The 18,549-nt window shown below is 49.9% G+C and carries 17 protein-coding genes; 8 read left to right on the forward strand and 9 right to left on the reverse strand.

From position 1 onward, the window contains the following. Positions 1-228 precede the first annotated feature (228 nt). The 4 genes from ruvX to rsmE form a co-directional block, all read right to left on the reverse strand. A complete protein-coding gene (ruvX, locus tag ACXAD4_RS02230; protein ID WP_475238355.1) occupies positions 229-657 on the reverse strand; it encodes a Holliday junction resolvase RuvX in 429 nt (142 codons plus the stop codon). Next, positions 654-1,217: a YqgE/AlgH family protein gene (locus tag ACXAD4_RS02235; protein ID WP_475238358.1), complete on the reverse strand. Its 564-nt coding sequence runs from the start codon at positions 1,215-1,217 to the stop codon at positions 654-656. The genes ruvX and ACXAD4_RS02235 overlap by 4 nt, the downstream gene beginning before the upstream one ends. A gap of 148 nt (positions 1,218-1,365) precedes the next feature. Continuing rightward, positions 1,366-2,313, reverse strand: a complete 948-nt coding sequence (gshB, locus tag ACXAD4_RS02240; protein ID WP_475238360.1) for a glutathione synthase — start codon at positions 2,311-2,313, stop codon at positions 1,366-1,368. A gap of 31 nt (positions 2,314-2,344) precedes the next feature. After that, entirely contained in the window at positions 2,345-3,076 is a 732-nt protein-coding gene (gene rsmE, locus ACXAD4_RS02245) for a 16S rRNA (uracil(1498)-N(3))-methyltransferase (RefSeq protein WP_317524285.1), read from the reverse strand. 257 nt (positions 3,077-3,333) lie between these two features. On the opposite strand from rsmE, the gene ACXAD4_RS02250 reads away from it, so the two are divergent. Further along, the gene (locus tag ACXAD4_RS02250) at positions 3,334-4,632 is read left to right on the forward strand and encodes a hypothetical protein (RefSeq protein WP_475238362.1); all 1,299 of its coding nucleotides are present in this window, start codon (positions 3,334-3,336) and stop codon (positions 4,630-4,632) included. 6 nt (positions 4,633-4,638) lie between these two features. Here ACXAD4_RS02250 and ACXAD4_RS02255 read toward each other — a convergent pair whose 3' ends face one another. Both ACXAD4_RS02255 and metK read right to left on the reverse strand, forming a co-directional pair. Beyond that, entirely contained in the window at positions 4,639-5,133 is a 495-nt protein-coding gene (locus ACXAD4_RS02255; RefSeq protein ID WP_475238364.1) for a SprT family zinc-dependent metalloprotease, read from the reverse strand. A gap of 192 nt (positions 5,134-5,325) precedes the next feature. Continuing rightward, positions 5,326-6,480 (reverse strand): methionine adenosyltransferase, encoded by a 1,155-nt coding sequence (gene metK, locus ACXAD4_RS02260; protein ID WP_107300889.1) that lies wholly within the window; start codon positions 6,478-6,480, stop codon positions 5,326-5,328. Between the two features lie 406 nt (positions 6,481-6,886). On the opposite strand from metK, the gene tkt reads away from it, so the two are divergent. The 5 genes from tkt (at position 6,887) to mscS (ending at position 13,908) form a co-directional block, all read left to right on the forward strand. Beyond that, positions 6,887-8,881, forward strand: a complete 1,995-nt coding sequence (tkt, locus tag ACXAD4_RS02265) for a transketolase (protein WP_475238367.1) — start codon at positions 6,887-6,889, stop codon at positions 8,879-8,881. A gap of 274 nt (positions 8,882-9,155) precedes the next feature. Next, complete coding sequence (gene epd / locus ACXAD4_RS02270; RefSeq protein ID WP_475238369.1) at positions 9,156-10,232, forward strand: erythrose-4-phosphate dehydrogenase; 1,077 nt, start codon at positions 9,156-9,158, stop codon at positions 10,230-10,232. Positions 10,233-10,311: 79 nt separating this feature from the next. Then, positions 10,312-11,475: a phosphoglycerate kinase gene (locus ACXAD4_RS02275; protein WP_475238370.1), complete on the forward strand. Its 1,164-nt coding sequence runs from the start codon at positions 10,312-10,314 to the stop codon at positions 11,473-11,475. A gap of 151 nt (positions 11,476-11,626) precedes the next feature. Next, the gene (gene fbaA / locus ACXAD4_RS02280) at positions 11,627-12,703 is read left to right on the forward strand and encodes a class II fructose-bisphosphate aldolase (protein WP_475238373.1); all 1,077 of its coding nucleotides are present in this window, start codon (positions 11,627-11,629) and stop codon (positions 12,701-12,703) included. Between the two features lie 278 nt (positions 12,704-12,981). Continuing rightward, entirely contained in the window at positions 12,982-13,908 is a 927-nt protein-coding gene (gene mscS, locus ACXAD4_RS02285; RefSeq protein WP_475238375.1) for a small-conductance mechanosensitive channel MscS, read from the forward strand. 183 nt (positions 13,909-14,091) lie between these two features. Here the strand turns inward: mscS and ACXAD4_RS02290 are convergent, their stop codons facing one another. Further along, entirely contained in the window at positions 14,092-14,589 is a 498-nt protein-coding gene (locus ACXAD4_RS02290; protein WP_475238377.1) for a YbaK/EbsC family protein, read from the reverse strand. Then, positions 14,579-15,211, reverse strand: coding sequence for a LysE/ArgO family amino acid transporter (locus ACXAD4_RS02295; protein WP_475238378.1), 633 nt, complete (start codon positions 15,209-15,211; stop codon positions 14,579-14,581). Before ACXAD4_RS02295 ends, ACXAD4_RS02290 begins: the two co-directional genes overlap by 11 nt. Before the next feature lie 177 nt (positions 15,212-15,388). Here ACXAD4_RS02295 and ACXAD4_RS02300 point away from each other — a divergent pair, with 177 nt between their 5' ends. Further along, positions 15,389-16,285, forward strand: coding sequence for a LysR family transcriptional regulator ArgP (locus ACXAD4_RS02300; protein WP_317524296.1), 897 nt, complete (start codon positions 15,389-15,391; stop codon positions 16,283-16,285). Between the two features lie 103 nt (positions 16,286-16,388). Continuing rightward, the gene (locus tag ACXAD4_RS02305; protein ID WP_475238380.1) at positions 16,389-17,087 is read left to right on the forward strand and encodes an oxidative stress defense protein; all 699 of its coding nucleotides are present in this window, start codon (positions 16,389-16,391) and stop codon (positions 17,085-17,087) included. Positions 17,088-17,196: 109 nt separating this feature from the next. On the opposite strand, the gene serA is transcribed toward ACXAD4_RS02305, so the two are convergent. Then, positions 17,197-18,426, reverse strand: coding sequence for a phosphoglycerate dehydrogenase (gene serA / locus ACXAD4_RS02310; protein WP_475238382.1), 1,230 nt, complete (start codon positions 18,424-18,426; stop codon positions 17,197-17,199). Between the last annotated feature and the right edge of the window lie 123 nt (positions 18,427-18,549).

Here is an 18,549-nt window from a genome sequence, read left to right on the forward strand (position 1 = left end):
GTACAGGTAAATGAGCTTTTGGGTTCAAATAGCCCAAAAGCTGTACAAGCTGATCATCCCTTGATCCTTGTGGGCTAGATAGCGCCAATGATTCTAGATCTTGGCGGGCGATTGCTTTTTGGTGATAAGAAAGGGAAAAGCTGTACGCTGGAGCTGGAAGGTAGTGAGGAGTATGGAATGAGGGAAAAAATACCTAGGTTCCAGGATCTAGAACCTAGGCTCTACTATTTATCCGTATTGCTGCTCGAACCAGCTTTCTAGGATCACGACAGCAGACTGCGAGTCGATATTGCCTTTGCTGAGATTGCGGTATCCGCCACGATCAAACAGATCTGAGCGGGCTTCGGCGGTGCTCAGGCGTTCGTCATGCAATTCTACCGGGCAGCCAAAGCGGCCATGCAGGCGGTTGGCGAATTTCTTGGCCCGAGGCGTGATCGCTTCCAGCTCGCCGCCCTGCATATCTAGCGGAAGGCCGACAACCACCAAGTCCGGTTGCCATTCTTTGAGGATTTTTTCAATGTCATCCCAGTTAGGGATCCCATCCCGTGCCTTCAGAGCGGCAAGCGGGCTAGCGGTGCCGGTCAGCTCTTGGCCGATAGCGACACCAATACTTTTCGTACCGTAATCAAAAGCTAGTACGCTGCGAGATTGACTCATGCGTGTCCTTGTTCTGTGGAAAGGTGAGTGGCACTGATACCTAGCTGGGCAATGGCCTTGTTCCAGCGTTCATTTATCGGGGTATTGAACACTACATCGGTGTTGGCTTCTGTTGTCAGCCAGACATTCTCAATGAGCTCCTGTTCCAGTTGTCCCGCATCCCAACCGGCATAGCCAAGAGCAACCAGGAAGTTATCAGGTGATTCACTGGTACCGAGCAACGAGAGAATATCTTTAGAGGTGGTGATCGAAACCTCTTCGGTGACATCGATGCTTGAGCTTAAACGGCCGACTCGGTTGTGCAGGACAAAACCGCGATCAGCAGATACCGGGCCACCATTGAATACCGGTTGCTCAAGGCAGGAGTGATCCCTGACGGGTAACTCACGCTCAATTTCAATTTGGTCGAGCATATTGCCTACCGAAATTTCAATCGGTAGGTTGATGACGATGCCCATTGCACCTTCATCGTTATGCTCACAAATGTAGACAACACTTCCTTTGAAATTAGGATCTTGCATGCTCGGCATGGCTACCAGAAAGTGGTTCGTCAAGTTCATGGGAAGATACCTACAACCGATCGACTTACTTACAGTATGCCGACTAATTAACAGAATTGGTATTAAAGGGAGAGGATTTTAACTATTCACGCAGCCTAACCAATTTTACCTAGAGGGTGAAATGATCAGGCTGCATTGAATCAGCGTATTATGCGTTGATGCGGCGCTCGATAGCATCCATCAGCTTGCCGGTGATAGAAATATCAAAAGCGGCTTCGATTTCGCGGATACAGGTTGGGCTAGTAACGTTGATTTCAGTCAGCTTGTCACCAATCACATCAAGACCGACGAAGATCAGCCCTTTCTCTTTAAGAACCGGTGCAACCGTCTCGGCAATCTTGCGGTCGGTCTCGCTGATAGGGCGAGCTTCGCCGCGGCCGCCAGCTGCCAGGTTGCCACGGGTTTCTCCTTTGGCCGGGATGCGTGCCAGGCAGTATGGCATCGGTTCGCCATCGACCACCAGAATACGCTTGTCGCCGTTGCTGATATCCGGTACGAAAGTCTGGGCCATGCAGTAGTTTTCGCCATGGTTGGTCAGGGTTTCGATGATCACCGAGACATTCGGATCGCCTTTCATCACGCGGAAGATAGACGAGCCACCCATGCCATCAAGCGGCTTGAGGATCACATCACCGTGTTCCTGGTGGAAAGCTTTGATCTTATCGGCACGACGGGTAACCACTGTCGTCGGTGTCAGTTCCGGGAACCAAGCGGTGAATAGCTTTTCGTTGCAGTCACGCAGGCTCTGTGGTTTGTTGACGATAAGGGCGCCTTCATCTTCGGCACGCTCAAGGATATAAGTAGCGTAGATGTATTCGGTGTCGAATGGCGGATCCTTACGCATCAATACTGCATCTAGATCTGACAGGGCGATTTCCTGCTCGCTATGGAATTCGAACCAGCCATTTGGATCTTCCTTTAGGCTGACGACACGGGTGCGGGCCATGGCCTTGCCTTGCTCCAGTGACAGGTCGTTCATTTCCATGTAGTGAATTTCCCAACCACGGCGCTGGGCTTCCAACATCATGGCAAAGCTGGAATCTTTCTTGATGTTGATAGACTCGATAGGGTCCATCACGATACCCAGTTTGATCATTGCTTTCTCCTAATTTCTTCCCTTGGGGGCGTTAGCCTAGATCGCCGAAGCGGACTTGCAGGGCTGTGATTGCTGTCATCGCGGCTGTCTCGGTTCGCAGTACGCGCGGGCCAAGCAGGATTTCGTCAAATTTGTATTCTTCGGTCATGCTGATCTCTTCAGCAGACAGACCGCCTTCCGGGCCAATCAGTAGACGTACTTTACTGACAGGCGCTGGCAGGGTGTTGATTGAGTAGTGGGCACGAGGGTGCAGGTTGAGCTTGAGGCCGTCATATTGCTCGGCACACCAGTCTTCCAGTTTCATGATCGGGCGGATTTCCGGCACGGTATTGCGGCCACATTGCTCACAGGCACTGATGGCGATTTTTTGCCATTGCTGGAGTTTCTTTTCGAAACGATCGGCATTGAGTTTCACGCCACAGCGCTCTGAAATCAGCGGGGTAATGGTATTGACGCCCAGCTCGACTGACTTCTGGATGGTAAATTCCATCTTCTCACCACGTGATACCACTTGACCGAGATGAATATCCAGCGGCGACTCGACACTGTTTTCATTACGGGCCTGGATCTCCACTTCCACACTTTTCTTGCTGGCATTGGTGATCACGGCCGGGAACTCGGCATTGCTGCCGTCAAAGAGCAGGACTTCCTGGCCAGCCTGCATACGCATGACGCGGCCGACATGGTTGGCAGCATCATCGCTGAGCATAACGGTTCCAGAGCTAGGTAATAACTCCGGGTGGTAAATTCGTGGGATTCTCATGGCTATCTCGTAACCCGTTGGTTGTAATCTGGCTGCATTATATCAACTCTCCCGCTGATTGCAGGTTGTTGGTCATACCATGCAGGTACATGGATAAAGAAATGGACGCCAGAAAGAAGAAAAACAAGGGGAAACGAGAAATAAACCGTACTTGATGCATCTAGCGGTATCGCAGTTTTGCGCTTTGCTAGTTGCGGAGCTGTCCTTTTTTTGTAGCATATGCGAGTAATTGCATCTGTAAAACAAGGAATGTTTAGATGGATAAGACGTGGATAGCTGCTACGCTCACCAGTTTTCTGTTGCTCGGAGGGTGTGGTGGCGGAGGTGACAAAGCACAGGAGCGTTCTAACGTTAATGGTGATCCCGCTCTCGACAGTTTGCATGCATACCAGCCGGATAGCCTAATTGCGACAGCGGGCCTTGATTGCGTGACTTTGTATAAACAGAAGCAATCTTGTCTGGTTAGTGATATCGCCCCACTAGGGTACGGAAATAGCGAGAACATCACTGTTGATGACATTGCAGCTCGAGTGTTAGTTTCGCACCAATGGATGGGTGATAACTTCATTGCGGCTTTGCGTGAGATGCCTCAGGATCTGCTGAATCTGTTTCGCTCGGTCAATGCCATCGTCCTGAGCTATGAGGTTCGTCCTTCGTTTTACCATTCAGGTACCGCCAGTATCTATATTGACCCGCGCTATCTCTGGCAAACACATTCCCATTGGCAGGATATTTATCAGCAAGATGACTATCGTGATGCTTATCAGTCCCTGCTTAATTTTGTCGCCGCCAACCGATATCTCGACCGCTATGGGGATTATGTACTGACCAGCAATAGCTACAACGCGGATCACAATGCCCGCCGGGATCTAGACCAGATCACCCGAGGGCTATACCGCTTGCTGGCCCATGAACTGGCACATGCCAATGACTATCTGCCACAGGATACACTGGTGGATTTGGATACTAACCAGACGATTTGGTGGAATATACAGAGACGGATCCCAGTCAACAGTGAGCTCAACCGTGATCAACCACTAAGCTCGACCATGCTTCACCAAATGGCGCAAGTCTCTTTCCGTGGAGATAAGCCAACCCAAGAACAACTTCAGTTTGATGCTGCGACTATGGGGAACGAGTTCGAGTTTGATGGTGCGGCTGATTTTTACGCTTATTCCAGTCAGGCTGAAGATGTCGCCATGCTGTTCGAGGCTTTTATGATGCATAAGGAATATCAAGCGACTTCTGATGTTGCATTCCTTGTGGAGCCAACAGTTTCCGATCCTAATTGTGATGATTACAAGATAGGTTGGGGGCAGCGTGACCGTTTGGCTGATAGTTTTGTGAAGGCGAGGGCAAAGCAGGTCGCTGAGCGTATTTTATTACGTGATCTGAGCGCCGACTTTAACCGTGTCGATGACACAACGGATTCATTACCTTTTGGTGCCGGTTGGTGTGAGGCGCAATCGTATTTTGTTTCGGGTAAGCCAATAGTAAAAAGCGTGCAACAGGCTCAGAGTCGGGTTTTCTTCCGCGATGATTTCAGTCGCGAGTAACCAAGCTTAAAGTGTTCCTTGCTGCTGGAAGGCCAGTGTGTGACCGCACTGGCGGCAGCGGTAGTGGGCTTGGCCGCGCTGGACTTTGTTGTGGCGGCGGACCGTCATTTGGTGTTCGCTGCACTGGCAGCGGTAGAGAAATGTCTGGCCTTGAACTGAGCTGACATCGAAGCTGTGGGTGGTACGTGGTGCCACCCCGAATACTTCCTGCATGATGACCTGCCACTCCCGACCATGTGGCCGAACTTTTCCAAACAACTTGAATACCACTAAGTGGGCCACTTCATGCGGTACTACCTCATTAAGGAAAGCATCCGGATTCTCTTTCAGTAGTACCGGATTGAAGCGTACCTCCCAACCTTGCAACCGAGCACTGCCGGCAATCTTCCCGCGTTGGGTAAAGCGCACGTCAGGCATCACCAAACGCTTGTTGAGGCGTTGGTTGGCCTGGGAAATACATTGCTTAACGCGGTCGATTACTTGGTGTTGCAGGGTGGTCATGTTCATTCCAAGGCTGGCTGGTGGAGCAGTGGAGTATAGGTGGTTTAGGTTCGGGATCCTAGTTCCTGGATCCTCGGTTCAGGTTCCTTGAGAGAATATTGCCTCCGATTCTAGGAACTCGCTTCTAGGATCTTGGAACTTAAAACAAAAAAGGAAGCCGAAGCTTCCTTTTTTATTACCGAGCCTAAACGCTTACTTGATGTTAGCGAAGTCGCGTAGGATGTCGGCTTTGTCAGTTTTTTCCCATGGGAATTCTTCACGACCGAAGTGACCGTATGCCGCTGTTTTCTTGTACATTGGCTTCAGAAGGTCAAGCATTTCGATCAGGCCGTATGGGCGTAGGTCGAAGTGCTGGCGTACTGCTTCTACGATGATGTCGTGAGAAACTTTTTCAGTACCGAATGTTTCGATCATGATAGATGTTGGATCAGCAACACCGATTGCGTAAGAAAGCTGGATTTCACAACGGTCAGCCATGCCAGCCGCGATGATGTTCTTCGCTACGTAGCGTGCTGCGTAAGCTGCTGAACGGTCAACTTTCGATGGATCTTTACCAGAGAATGCACCGCCACCGTGACGAGCAGCACCGCCGTAGGTATCAACGATGATCTTACGACCAGTCAGACCACAGTCACCCATTGGGCCACCGATAACGAAACGGCCGGTTGGGTTGATGAAGTATTTGGTGTCTTTGTTCAGCCACTCTGAAGGTAGAACTGGCTTGATGATTTCTTCCATTACTGCTTCTTGCAGTACTGGTAGTTCAATGCTGTCGCAGTGCTGGGTAGATAGTACTACTGCATCGATACCAACGATTTTGCCTTGGTCGTAGGCAAACGTCACCTGGCTTTTCGCATCTGGACGAAGCCAAGGTAGGGCACCGTTCTTACGTACTTTAGCCTGGCGCTCTACTAGGCGGTGGGCGTAAGTCACAGGAGCTGGCATCAGTACGTCAGTTTCGTTGGTCGCGTAACCGAACATGATACCCTGGTCACCAGCACCTAGCTCGCGTGGGTCTTCACGGTCAACACCCTGGTTGATGTCTGGAGACTGCTTACCGATTGCGCTTAGTACTGCACAAGAGTTAGCGTCGAAGCCCATGTCTGAGTGGGTGTAGCCGATTTCGCGAACGGTTTCGCGAGTTAGCTCTTCGATATCAACCCAAGCAGAGGTAGTGATTTCACCACCAACCATTACCATACCGGTTTTTACGTAAGTCTCACACGCAACACGTGCTTTCGGATCTTGCTCTAAGATCGCATCCAATACTGCATCTGAAATCTGGTCTGCAATTTTATCTGGATGACCTTCTGATACTGACTCAGAAGTAAACAGGTGCTTCGACATGAGCGCTCCCATAAATTTATGTGTTAGTTGATGTTCTCGGGCTCTAAACCATGTTCCATGGTCACATACTTGCATACGGATATACGTTTGTATGTATAGAGCTACCTCCGTCTAGACGGCTATAATACTCTTTGTTGCTCGAAAATCAACTTACAAGAAGTAGGGCTGCTCGCAAAAACACAAGGCAAACGTTTTCCCTGTAACGCTTTTATTACAGTTAGTTGCCTTGTTTATAGAGGGGTTAATATCATCATTACCTTGATATAGAACTTATTTTTCTCAGGAAATCGTTTGCAGTCATAGCCTAGTCTTTGCGACAATACCCGCCCGCCGAACTGCGGCTTGCCTGAACCAATGACGGTGAGGGGAGCCGAATATTCAACGTCTACGAATTTCTGGAGCAGACATGTCTTCTCGTAAAGATCTTGCTAATGCAATCCGTGCCCTGAGCATGGACGGTGTTCAACAAGCTAACTCAGGCCACCCTGGTGCACCTATGGGTATGGCTGATATCGCTGAAGTACTGTGGCGTGGCCACATGAACCACAACCCACAAAACCCTGAGTGGGCTGACCGCGACCGTTTCATCCTGTCGAACGGCCATGGTTCAATGCTGATTTATTCTCTGCTTCACCTAACTGGCTACGATCTGTCTATCGACGATCTGAAAAACTTCCGCCAGCTACATTCAAAAACACCTGGTCACCCAGAATACGGTTACGCACCGGGTGTTGAAACAACCACTGGCCCACTAGGCCAGGGCATCACTAACGGTGTGGGTATGGCGATGGCTGAAAAAGCACTTGCTGCCCAGTTCAACCGCGAAGGCCACGACATCGTTGACCACCACACTTACGTGTTCATGGGTGACGGCTGTCTGATGGAAGGTATTTCTCACGAAGCGTGTTCTCTAGCCGGTACTCTAGGTCTAGGCAAACTGATCGCATTCTGGGATGACAACGGTATCTCTATCGACGGTGAAGTTGAAGGTTGGTTCTCTGACGATACGCCTAAGCGTTTCGAATCATACGGCTGGCACGTAATTCCAGCAGTAGACGGCCACGATGCAGACGCTATCAATGCGGCTATCGAAGCGGCTAAAGCTGATCCGCGTCCTACGCTTATCTGTACCAAGACTATCATCGGTTTTGGTTCGCCAAACAAAGCGGGCTCGCACGACTGTCACGGTGCGCCACTAGGCCACGATGAAATCGCGGCTGCACGCGAGTTCCTAGGCTGGAATCACGGCCCATTCGAAATCCCAGCAGACATCGCTGCTGAGTGGGATGCGAAAGAAGCAGGCGCAGCCAAAGAAGCGGCTTGGAACGAGAAGTTCGAAGCATACGCAGCTGCTTACCCTGAGCTAGCGGCTGAGTACAAGCGTCGTGTAAACGGTGAGCTACCAGCGCAGTGGGAAGAAAAAGCAAACGCAATCATCGCTGATCTGCAAGCTAACCCAGCGAACATCGCCTCTCGTAAAGCCTCTCAGAACGCACTAGAAGCATTTGGCCAGATGCTACCTGAGTTTATGGGCGGCTCTGCTGACCTAGCACCTTCTAACCTGACTATGTGGTCTGGTTCTAAGTCGCTAGAAGCGAACGACTTCTCTGGTAACTACATCCACTACGGTGTGCGTGAGTTCGGCATGACTGCAATCATGAACGGTATCGCACTACACGGTGGTTTCGTACCATACGGTGCAACATTCCTAATGTTCATGGAATACGCGCGTAACGCAATGCGTATGGCGGCACTGATGAAAGTGCAGAACATCCAGGTTTACACCCACGACTCTATCGGTCTGGGTGAAGATGGCCCGACTCACCAACCGGTTGAGCAGATGGCATCTCTACGTCTGACACCGAACATGAGCACATGGCGCCCATGTGACCAGGTTGAGTCTGCAGTAGCATGGAAACTGGCTATCGAGCGCAAAGACGGCCCAACGTCTCTGATCTTCTCGCGCCAGAACCTAGCTCAGCAGGAGCGCAGCGAAGCACAGGTTGCTGACATCGCTAAGGGTGCTTACATCCTGAAAGATTGCGAAGGCAAGCCTGAGCTTATCCTTATCGCAACTGGCTCTGAAGTTGAGCTAGCGGTAGAAGCGGCTGCACAGCTAACTGCAGAAGGTAAGAAAGTACGCGTTGTTTCAATGCCATCTACCGATGCATTCGACAAGCAAGATGCGGCTTACCGTGAAGCGGTTCTACCATCAGATGTGACGGCTCGAGTTGCTATCGAAGCGGGTATTGCTGACTTCTGGTACAAGTACGTAGGTTTCAACGGCCGTATCATCGGTATGACGACCTTCGGCGAATCAGCACCTGCTGGCGAGCTATTCAAGATGTTCGGTTTCACCACTGAAAACGTGGTAAACACAGCCAAAGAGTTGCTGGCATAAGCCTAGCCTGAACTAAACCGCTTAGCGCGTTGCGCAAGGCGATTTATTTCGAAGGATGAAAAAAAGACCCCTTGATGGGGTCTTTTTTTATATGAAGTGAGATCTCTGTCACGCCATAATTTGCTGTCAAAGACCAGCATAAATACAAGGTTTTAACTCTAAGGTTATGAAATATTAGCTTTTTGTTCTGTTGGGTGATTCTGCTCACATTTATGGTGATTATCAGCAAGGCTTGTTATACACTATCGCGGCTTATTAATTTTGTAGCACGGATATGACACTAAAAGTCGCAATTAATGGATTTGGCCGTATTGGTCGCAGTGTGCTTCGCGCACTGTACGAGAGCGGTAAAGATCATCACATCGACGTCGTGGCGGTCAACGAACTGGCTGAGCCGGAAGCAATGGCTCATCTGCTGCAGTATGACACCAGCCATGGACGCTTTTTCAAGCCTGTCAGCCATGATCAGGAGCACATGTTTATTGCTCATGAAAACGGCGACAAGGACAGTATCCGTATTCTCCACCAAAGCGACATTCACCTATTGCCCTGGAAAGACCTCGACATAGACATTGTCCTGGACTGTACCGGCATCTTCGGTAGCCGTGCTGACGGCGAAGCCCATATCAAAGCGGGCGCCAAGAAAGTGTTGTTTTCCCACCCTGCTGCAAATGATATCGACAACACCATTATCTATGGTGTTAACCACGACTCGCTCAAGCCTGACCACCATATTGTCTCCAATGGCTCCTGTACAACCAACTGTATTGTTCCAGTGATCAAATTGCTGGATGACGCCTTTGGCATAGAGTCCGGCACCATTACCACTATCCACTCGGCAATGAACGACCAACAGGTCATTGATGCTTACCATAGCGATTTACGCCGAACCCGAGCTGCCAGTCAGTCAATTATTCCGGTTGATACTAAACTTCATCTGGGTATTGGTCGTATCTTTCCGAAATTTTCTGACAAATTTGAAGCCATCTCTGTGCGCGTGCCGACAATTAATGTCACCGCGATGGATTTAAGTGTCACTGTAAAAACAAATGTGAAAGTTAATGACGTAAATCAATCACTGGCAGAGGCATCTCGTTGTACATTAGATGGCATAGTGGACTATACCGAAGCGCCGCTTGTCTCAATAGACTTCAATCACGATCCCCATAGCGCGATTGTTGACGGTACCCAGACCCGAGTGAGTAACCAGCACCTTATCAAGCTGTTGGTCTGGTGTGATAACGAATGGGGATTTGCCAACCGGATGCTAGATACCGCTTTGGCAATGCACGCAACCGGACTAGCCGATACGGCTGGTGAGAATAGCTCGTCGGTTAGTGATAAGCAGTAAAGAATTATTAGGGCTTGGCAGTGACGCTGGGTCGACAAAAACTTTGATTTTAAATTAATTAATGTTGAGAGGACAAACCATGTCTGTAATCAAGATGACTGATCTGGAACTTGCGGGTAAACGCGTATTCATCCGTGCTGACCTAAACGTTCCTGTGAAAGACGGTAAAGTAACTTCTGATGCGCGTATCCTTGCGTCTCTACCTACTATCAAGCAGTGCCTAGAAGCTGGCGCTAAAGTAATGGTTACTTCTCACCTAGGTCGTCCAACTGAAGGCGAGTACGCGGAAGAGTTCTCTCTACAGCCTGTTGTTAACTACCTAAACGACGCGCTAGATTGCGAAGTTAAGCTAGCAAAAGACTACCTAGACGGTCTTGAGCTGAACGCTGGTGAGCTAGTTGTTCTTGAAAACGTTCGCTTCAACAAAGGCGAGAAGAAGAACGAAGAAGCACTTTCTAAGCAGTACGCTGCACTATGTGACGTATTCGTAATGGACGCATTCGGTACGGCTCACCGTGCACAGGCGTCTACTCACGGTGTTGGTACTTACGCACCAGTAGCATGTGCTGGTCCTCTTCTTGCTGCTGAGCTAGAAGCACTAGGCAAAGCAATGGACAACCCAGAGCGTCCACTAGTTGCTATCGTTGGTGGTTCAAAAGTTTCTACTAAGCTAACTGTACTTGAGTCGCTTTCTAAAGTTGCTGACCAGCTAGTAGTTGGCGGTGGTATCGCGAATACATTCATCGCAGCTGAAGGCCACAACGTAGGTAAGTCTCTATACGAAGCAGACCTAGTTGAAACTGCTCAGAAGCTAATGAAAGAGTGTGCTATTCCAGTTGCTACTGATGTTGCTTGTGCAAAAGCATTCGACGAGAACGCTGAAGCTGAAATCAAGAGCGTGACTGAAGTTGCTGACGACGACATGATTTTCGACCTAGGTCCTGAGTCAACAGCTGCTCTTGCTGAAATCATCGGCAACGCGAAAACTATCCTTTGGAACGGCCCTGTAGGCGTATTCGAGTTCAAGAACTTCGAAGCGGGTACTGCTGGTATTTCTAAAGCAATCGCTGAATCTGCAGGCTTCTCTGTAGCAGGCGGCGGTGACACCCTAGCAGCTATCGACAAGTTCGGTATCAAGGCTGACGTTTCTTACATCTCTACAGGTGGCGGTGCGTTCCTTGAGTTCGTTGAAGGTAAAGTACTTCCAGCGGTTGCAATGCTAGAAGAGCGTGCTAAAGCTTAAGTAATTTGAGTGCGGGAGTTCCGTCCAATAAAGAGCTTCCGCCTTTTATCTGATTGTGAATAAGGTCATGTTTTTGTAGAATATGGCCGATCGCAATCGATTGCACAGATTTATATTTATATAAGACAACAAGGCAAATAGGACTATTGTTATGTCTAAGATCTTCGATTTTGTAAAACCTGGTGTTATTTCTGGCGACGACGTACAGAAAGTATTTGAAGTAGCGAAAGAAAACAAATTCGCTCTTCCAGCGGTTAACGTTGTTAACACTGACTCTGTAAACTCTGTACTAGAAGCTGCTGCTAAAGTTAAAGCACCAGTTGTTGTTCAGTTCTCTAACGGCGGTGCTGCATTCTTCGCTGGTAAAGGTCTGAAACTAGAAGGTCAGGAAGCACAGATCATGGGTGCTGTAGCTGGTGCGAAATACGTACACGCTGTTGCTGAGTCTTACGGTGTGCCAGTTATTCTTCACACTGACCACGCTGCTAAGAAGCTTCTTCCATGGATCGACGGTCTACTAGACGCGGGTGAAGAGTTCTTCGCACAAACTGGTAAGCCTCTATTCTCTTCTCACATGATTGACCTTTCTGAAGAGTCTCTAGAAGAGAACATCGAAATCTCTGGTAAGTACCTAGAGCGCATGGCTAAGATGGGCATGACTCTTGAGATCGAACTAGGTTGTACTGGTGGTGAAGAAGACGGCGTAGACAACACTGATATGGATCAGTCTGAGCTATACACTTCTCCAGAAGACGTAGCTTACGCTTACGAGAAACTAAACGCTATCAGCCCACGTTTCACTATCGCTGCTTCTTTCGGTAACGTACACGGTGTATACAAGCCAGGTAACGTTGTTCTAACTCCAACTATCCTACGTGACTCTCAGGCATACTGTGCTGAGAAATTCGGTATCGCTGGTAACGCTCTGAACTTCGTATTCCACGGTGGTTCTGGTTCTTCTCAGGAAGAAATCGAAGAGTCAATCGGCTACGGTGTTATCAAAATGAACATCGATACTGATACTCAGTGGGCTACATGGGATGGCGTTCGTGCGTACGAAGCTGAAAACCGTGACTTCCTACAGGGTCAGATCGGTAACCCAACTGGTGAAGACGCGCCTAACAAGAAATACTACGATCCACGCGTATGGCTACGTGCTGGTCAGGTTGGTATGGTTAACCGTCTTGAGCAAGCTTTCAAAGACCTTAATGCTATCGACGTACTATAAGTTACGTTTAGCTTAAAGCTTTGTAAAAAACCCGCTTCGGCGGGTTTTTTTATGCCTGTCATTTGTTTGTGAACTCGCTCAAATTTTTGTTGGCGTTTTTTGAGCCTAGGAGTATTATCCGGCGCGAAAAAGAGCTTTCAGGGCTCAACAAAATTAATAAATCACTGTTATAGTGGTGATTGCATAAGTAATTAACATGATTGAGCCTATGATTATTTGTGCTCCCGCGGTCTATTTTTTTGTGGGAAAGGAAATAACATTTGCAGGATGAGAAAGGTATGAGTGAGAGTAGTGTTACAGATACCGTAACGGATACCGTCACCGGTGTTGCAGATACGGTGGTGGATACCATCAAGGATAATGAACTAACTACAGGTGTGCTGAATGCAGGTACCTGGGTCGCTGACAACCAGGAGTTGTTGATCCAGTACGGGGTGAATATTCTCTCTGCGCTAGTCATCCTGTTTATCGGTAATATTATTACCAAGAGCATCGCAAACGGTGTGGCCAAAGTGCTGCGCAGAAAAGACATGGATGAAGCGGTCGTTGAGTTCTTGCACTCGCTTGTTCGCTACCTGCTGTTTGTTATCGTTCTAATCGCCGCTCTTGGCCGTGTTGGGGTACAGACAGCCTCTGTGGTTGCTGTGATCGGTGCCGCCGGTTTGGCTGTTGGTCTGGCATTGCAGGGCTCGCTGTCAAACTTTGCTGCCGGTGTGCTAATTGTTGCCTTCCGCCCGTTCAAGTCCGGTGACTTTGTCGAGATTGGCGGTGTGTCTGGCTCGGTCGAATCTATTCAGGTGTTCTCGACTATTCTGAATACCCCGGATAACAAGATGGTGGTGGTACCGAATGCGGGCGTCATTGGTGGCCCGATCACCAACTACTCACGTCATAAAACCCGCCGTATCGATTTGGTGATTGGTGTGTCTTACGATGCCGATCTGAAGCACACCAAGGCGGTATTGAACCGGGTGATTGAAGCTGATGATCGTATTTTGAAAGATCCAGCGCCAACCGTGGGTGTACTGGCATTGGCTGATTCATCGGTGAACTTCGCCGTTCGTCCGTGGGTGAATACCGTAGACTACTGGGCGGTATACTTCGACTTGATGCAGGCTATCAAGGAAGAGTTGGACAAAGAAAACATCGGGATCCCGTATCCGCAGATGGATGTCCACCTCAACAAGGTTCTCGAACAGCAGTAAGAGACGTATCAATAAAAAATGGAGCCGCAAGGCTCCATTTTTTTGTGTGGTTATTCGTGCAGATCATGCTTGGCACTTGGCACTTGGCACTTGGCACTTGGCACTTGGCACTTGGCACTTGGTATATATACTTTCTCGCCTCTCGCCTCTCGCCTCTCGCCTCTCGCCTCTCGCCTCTCGCCTCTATTCTCCCGGTAACGGGATCACTGTATTGGGCAGTTCTTCCAGCAACTTATCAAGATCTGAGGCGGCAAATGCAAAGGTCATATCGGGCTTGCCCGGTGTGAACATTAAGTCCTGGTAGCTGTATACGATAGGGTCAACCAGCAGGGTGATCTCGGCAGGTAGACCGAAAGGACACACTGCCCCCGGCGCGCAGCCAATGGCATCAATCATCTCTTCATGGCTACAGACTGATACCCGCTTGCCCAGTACCTGCTTGACCAATTTGCTGTTGAGTCGACTGTCACGGTGGGTCAGCAGCAGGCAATGGCCGCCCCCTTTGACCTTCATGAACAGACTTTTGGTCGGGGCCGCTGTCCAGCCGAGCTCCTTGCCGATCCTCTCGTCGGTTTCGAAGTCTAGGATCGGCTCGTGCTGCCATTGCTGGTAGCTGACATTGGTTTGGCTGAATAACTCCAGGTTAGATTGGTAGATGTGTTCTATTTTCTCAGGCTGCATATTGGCTCCATAATCCTTGTGCCAGGTGAATCGCGATGAAGAACATCATAGTGGCAACGGCCAGATCAATTCCGCGCTTTACCTTAGGTTTTGATAATGTCGGACCTAATTTCGCGGCGCCCATCGATAGGGTATAGAACCAGACAAACGAGGCCATGATAGTCCCGATGGCAAAAGCAACACGGTCGTTGCCCTCGAATTGGCCGCCGATTGAGCCGAGGATCACTACCGTATCGAGGTACATATGTGGGTTCAATACGGTTACCGCTAATGCTCCTAGAATTACGGCTCGACGGCCTCGGGCCAGCACCTCTTTGTTTTTCTCTTGCTCGGATGGCTTGCGCAGGGCACTGCTCAGTGACAGGCAGCCGTAAAAGGTCAGGAACAAGATACCGCCGATTGTCACACTGGTCAGCAGGGTTTCATTGCTTGATAGCAACGCACCACCGCCGAAGATACCCAGGCTGATGAACAGGGTATCGAGGATACTGCAGACCGTTGCGGTCGTGAGATGGTGGTTACGCTTGATCCCCTGATTGAGTACAAAGGCGTTCTGTGCCCCGATAGGAATAATCATCGATGCCCCGAGTCCAAATCCTTGTAATAACGCCCAAATGCTCATTTTACTGCTTACCTTATCGTTTGTGTTTTACCGCAACTCCCGTCACTGGGAGGCTGTAGTGAATGTGATGGCGCAAGCATACTCCTGCCTCTATTGTTAAGTACAACTAATAAAATTTATGTAATATTAGAGTTTCTAATGAGGTGGTTTTGTAGCCATAAAACGGGGAAAAAAAGGATGCGCGGACTGGATTATCGGTGGATTGAAGCGCTCGATGCGGTGATATCGCAGCGGGGATTTGAGCGGGCGGCAGAGTATCTCTGTATCACTCAGTCGGCGGTATCACAGCGGATAAAACAGCTGGAAAAATTAATGGCCCAGCCGATGCTGGTAAGGGAACAACCGCCGCGGCCTACTGCGGCAGGGCAAAAAATGCTGGGGCTGTATCGCAGGGTAAGGTTACTCGAACAGGAGTTGTTACCTGAACTGACACCGGATGACAGCAGCCAGCCCTTATCTGTGTCTATCGCCACCAATGCCGACAGCTTGGCAACCTGGTTGCTGCCGGCACTCAGTCCATTGCTGCGCTCACGGCGAATTGAACTCAACTTAATGATTGAAGACGAAGCCCGTACCCTGGATAAGCTACGTAGTGGTGAAGTGGTCGGGGCGATCAGCATGGAGTCCACCCCGATGCCGGGCTGTGTTGCCGATTACCTCGGTAGAGTCGACTTTCTCTGTGTTGCCAGCCCATCTTTTGCCGACAAGTATTTTGCTGAGGGGGTAAACCGCGACACCTTGCTGGCTGCACCCGGGGTGGCGTTTGATCATCATGATGATATGCATGAGCGTTTTATCCATCAGCATTTCAATTTGCCGTTCGGCAGCGTGATGAAACACACCGTACGTTCATCAGAGGCATTCGTCAGGATGGCCGTAGAAGGGATTGCCTATTGTTTGATCCCACGGATCCAAATTCAGCAGGAACTCGATTCGGGCACGCTGGTCAATCTGACCCCCGATATTTTTCTGACCCGCCGAATGTACTGGCATCACTGGGCACTGGAGAGCGGGGTATTGTCAGATCTGTCTGAGCAACTGACCCAATATGCAGGGAAGGTACTGCCCCAATAAAACAATGTACAAAAAAATCTCATTTAAGGGAATTATTTGTCTTGGCCTGTTGTCATATGGACAAAGCATGAAAAAACAGACTCGGATAACAGGAATAAGACAGATGAAAAAACAACTTATCGTAGTGATGTTAGGGTTGGGTTTAATGGGCACCAGTGGTATCGCTGCGGCCTCGGTCAGTGTTCCGCATTTGCAGACAACCGGTAACGGTGAAGTGACTGCCCAGCCGGATATGGCAGTATTTGCCGTGGCTGTAGAAGAAATCCGTCCGACAGCCAAAGAAGCCAAGCAAGCGGTGGATAAAGCGGTGGAAGCTTTCGTTGCACGTTTGCTTGATGAAGGCATCGAGCGTAACCAGATCCAGAGCGCGAATATCAGCCTCCAGCCTCAGTACCATTACCCGAAAGACAAAGAGCCTGAGCTCAAGGGCTACCGTGCCAGCCGCCATGTGACGGTGACGGTCAATGAACTGGATAACCTCAACACCTACCTAGATAGTGCGTTGGGCGATGGTATCAACCGAATCAACAACATCGAGCTTAAAGTCAGCAACGAAGACGAGTACTTAGAGCAAGCACGCCAGGCTGCGATCAAAGATGCTATCGCCAAAGCAGAATCGCTGGCCAAAGGGTTTGGCGAGTCATTGGATGGTGTATGGCAGATCTCTTATCAAGCCAGCCAGCCACGCCCGATGATGATGCGTATGGCGATGGACGCTGCGCCGGAGAGTGCAGTGAGCTACCAGGATACTGAAATCACTATCCGCGATAGGGTAGAGGTAGTGTTTAAGCTTGAGGAGTAATAGAACCTAGAACCTAGATCCTGGAGCCTAGGTTCTAGGAACTCGTATCTAGGATCTAACAAAAAGGAGAGCATCTGCTCTCCTTTGTCGTTTAGGCCGTCTTTTTTGCTTAGTGCAGGATACGGGCGCGGATTGTACCGTCGATCGCTTTTAGCTTGGTAAGGGCATGCTCAGAGCGCTCGGTTTCGACATCGATAACCACATAGCCGATTTCAGGACCGGTTTGTAGGTACTGGGCGGCGATGTTGATCCCTTCCTCGGCAAAGATGGTGGTGATCTGGTTTAGGATCCCCGGGCGGTTTTCGTGAATGTGCAGCAAGCGTGAGCAGTCTTTATGCTCAGGCAGCGATACTTCAGGGAAACCAACCGCAGACAGAGTCGAGCCGTTGTCAGAGTATTTCGCCATCTTGCCTGCGACTTCCACACCGATATTGGCCTGGGCTTCCTGGGTGGAACCACCGATGTGCGGAGTCAGCAGTACGTTATCGTATTTTGTTAATGGGCTTTCGAACGGGTCGTTGTTGGTTTTCGGCTCAACCGGGAACACGTCGATAGCCGCACCGGCAATATGATTGCTTTCCAGTGCGCTGCACAGAGAGTCGATATCCACCACGGTACCGCGGGCTGCATTGATGAAGATTGAACCAGGCTTCATGCGAGCAAACTCTTCAGCGCCCATCATGTCCTGGGTTTCTGGCGTTTCCGGTACGTGCAGGCTGATCACGTCACATTTGTTGAGCAGCTCAGTCAGCGATGGTACCTGGGTGGCATTACCCAGTGACAGCTTGTTTTCGATGTCGTAGAAGTACACCTTCATCCCGAGGTTTTCAGCCAGGATACCCAGTTGGGTACCGATGTGACCATAACCGATAATACCCAGGCGCTTGCCACGGGCTTCGAAGGAGTGATCGGCTGACTTGAACCATTCGCCGCGGTGGGCCTTGGCATTTTTCTCTGGGATCCCACGGAGTAGCAACAGGATTTCCCCCAGCACCAGCTCAGCCACACTTCGGGTGTTGGAGAACGGTGCGTTGAACACCGGAATACCGCGCTTGGCAGCGGCATCCAAATCAACCTGGTTGGTACCGATACAAAAACAACCGACCGCAATCAGTTTTTGGGCGGCGCTGAAGACTTCTTCGGTCAGCTGGGTTCGGGAGCGGATGCCGACAAAATGGGCGTCCTCAATGGCGGAAAGCAGCTCGTCACCGGATAGGGAGCCTTTGTGGTATTCGATGTTGCTGTAGCCTGCCTGCTGTAGTACCTCAATTGCAGAAGGGTGAACGCCTTCTAACAGCAGGATCTTTATTTTGTCTTTTTCCAGTGAAACTTTAGCCATTGATACTCATCCTTAACGCTGGGGGCTGAGGGGCTCATGGGAGCCAGGCAGAGGCAGGAAAAGGAAGGAATAGATTTCCTGTGTACGGGCTGTCCATGAGCACCACATTCGTTTGCTTACATG

The organism is Photobacterium sp. AWH4_225 (assembly GCF_056158405.1).

Bases quoted from the DNA above. Each gene is read 5' to 3' on its own strand.
- ruvX (WP_475238355.1), bottom strand. From the start codon at position 657: ATGAGTCAATCTCGCAGCGTACTAGCTTTTGATTACGGTACGAAAAGT.
- ACXAD4_RS02235 (WP_475238358.1), bottom strand. From the start codon at position 1,217: ATGAACTTGACGAACCACTTTCTGGTAGCCATGCCGAGCATGCAAGAT.
- gshB (WP_475238360.1), bottom strand. From the start codon at position 2,313: ATGATCAAACTGGGTATCGTGATGGACCCTATCGAGTCTATCAACATC.
- rsmE (WP_317524285.1), bottom strand. From the start codon at position 3,076: ATGAGAATCCCACGAATTTACCACCCGGAGTTATTACCTAGCTCTGGA.
- ACXAD4_RS02250 (WP_475238362.1), top strand. From the start codon at position 3,334: ATGGATAAGACGTGGATAGCTGCTACGCTCACCAGTTTTCTGTTGCTC.
- ACXAD4_RS02255 (WP_475238364.1), bottom strand. From the start codon at position 5,133: ATGACCACCCTGCAACACCAAGTAATCGACCGCGTTAAGCAATGTATT.
- metK (WP_107300889.1), bottom strand. From the start codon at position 6,480: ATGTCGAAGCACCTGTTTACTTCTGAGTCAGTATCAGAAGGTCATCCA.
- tkt (WP_475238367.1), top strand. From the start codon at position 6,887: ATGTCTTCTCGTAAAGATCTTGCTAATGCAATCCGTGCCCTGAGCATG.
- epd (WP_475238369.1), top strand. From the start codon at position 9,156: ATGACACTAAAAGTCGCAATTAATGGATTTGGCCGTATTGGTCGCAGT.
- ACXAD4_RS02275 (WP_475238370.1), top strand. From the start codon at position 10,312: ATGTCTGTAATCAAGATGACTGATCTGGAACTTGCGGGTAAACGCGTA.
- fbaA (WP_475238373.1), top strand. From the start codon at position 11,627: ATGTCTAAGATCTTCGATTTTGTAAAACCTGGTGTTATTTCTGGCGAC.
- mscS (WP_475238375.1), top strand. From the start codon at position 12,982: ATGAGTGAGAGTAGTGTTACAGATACCGTAACGGATACCGTCACCGGT.
- ACXAD4_RS02290 (WP_475238377.1), bottom strand. From the start codon at position 14,589: ATGCAGCCTGAGAAAATAGAACACATCTACCAATCTAACCTGGAGTTA.
- ACXAD4_RS02295 (WP_475238378.1), bottom strand. From the start codon at position 15,211: ATGAGCATTTGGGCGTTATTACAAGGATTTGGACTCGGGGCATCGATG.
- ACXAD4_RS02300 (WP_317524296.1), top strand. From the start codon at position 15,389: ATGCGCGGACTGGATTATCGGTGGATTGAAGCGCTCGATGCGGTGATA.
- ACXAD4_RS02305 (WP_475238380.1), top strand. From the start codon at position 16,389: ATGAAAAAACAACTTATCGTAGTGATGTTAGGGTTGGGTTTAATGGGC.
- serA (WP_475238382.1), bottom strand. From the start codon at position 18,426: ATGGCTAAAGTTTCACTGGAAAAAGACAAAATAAAGATCCTGCTGTTA.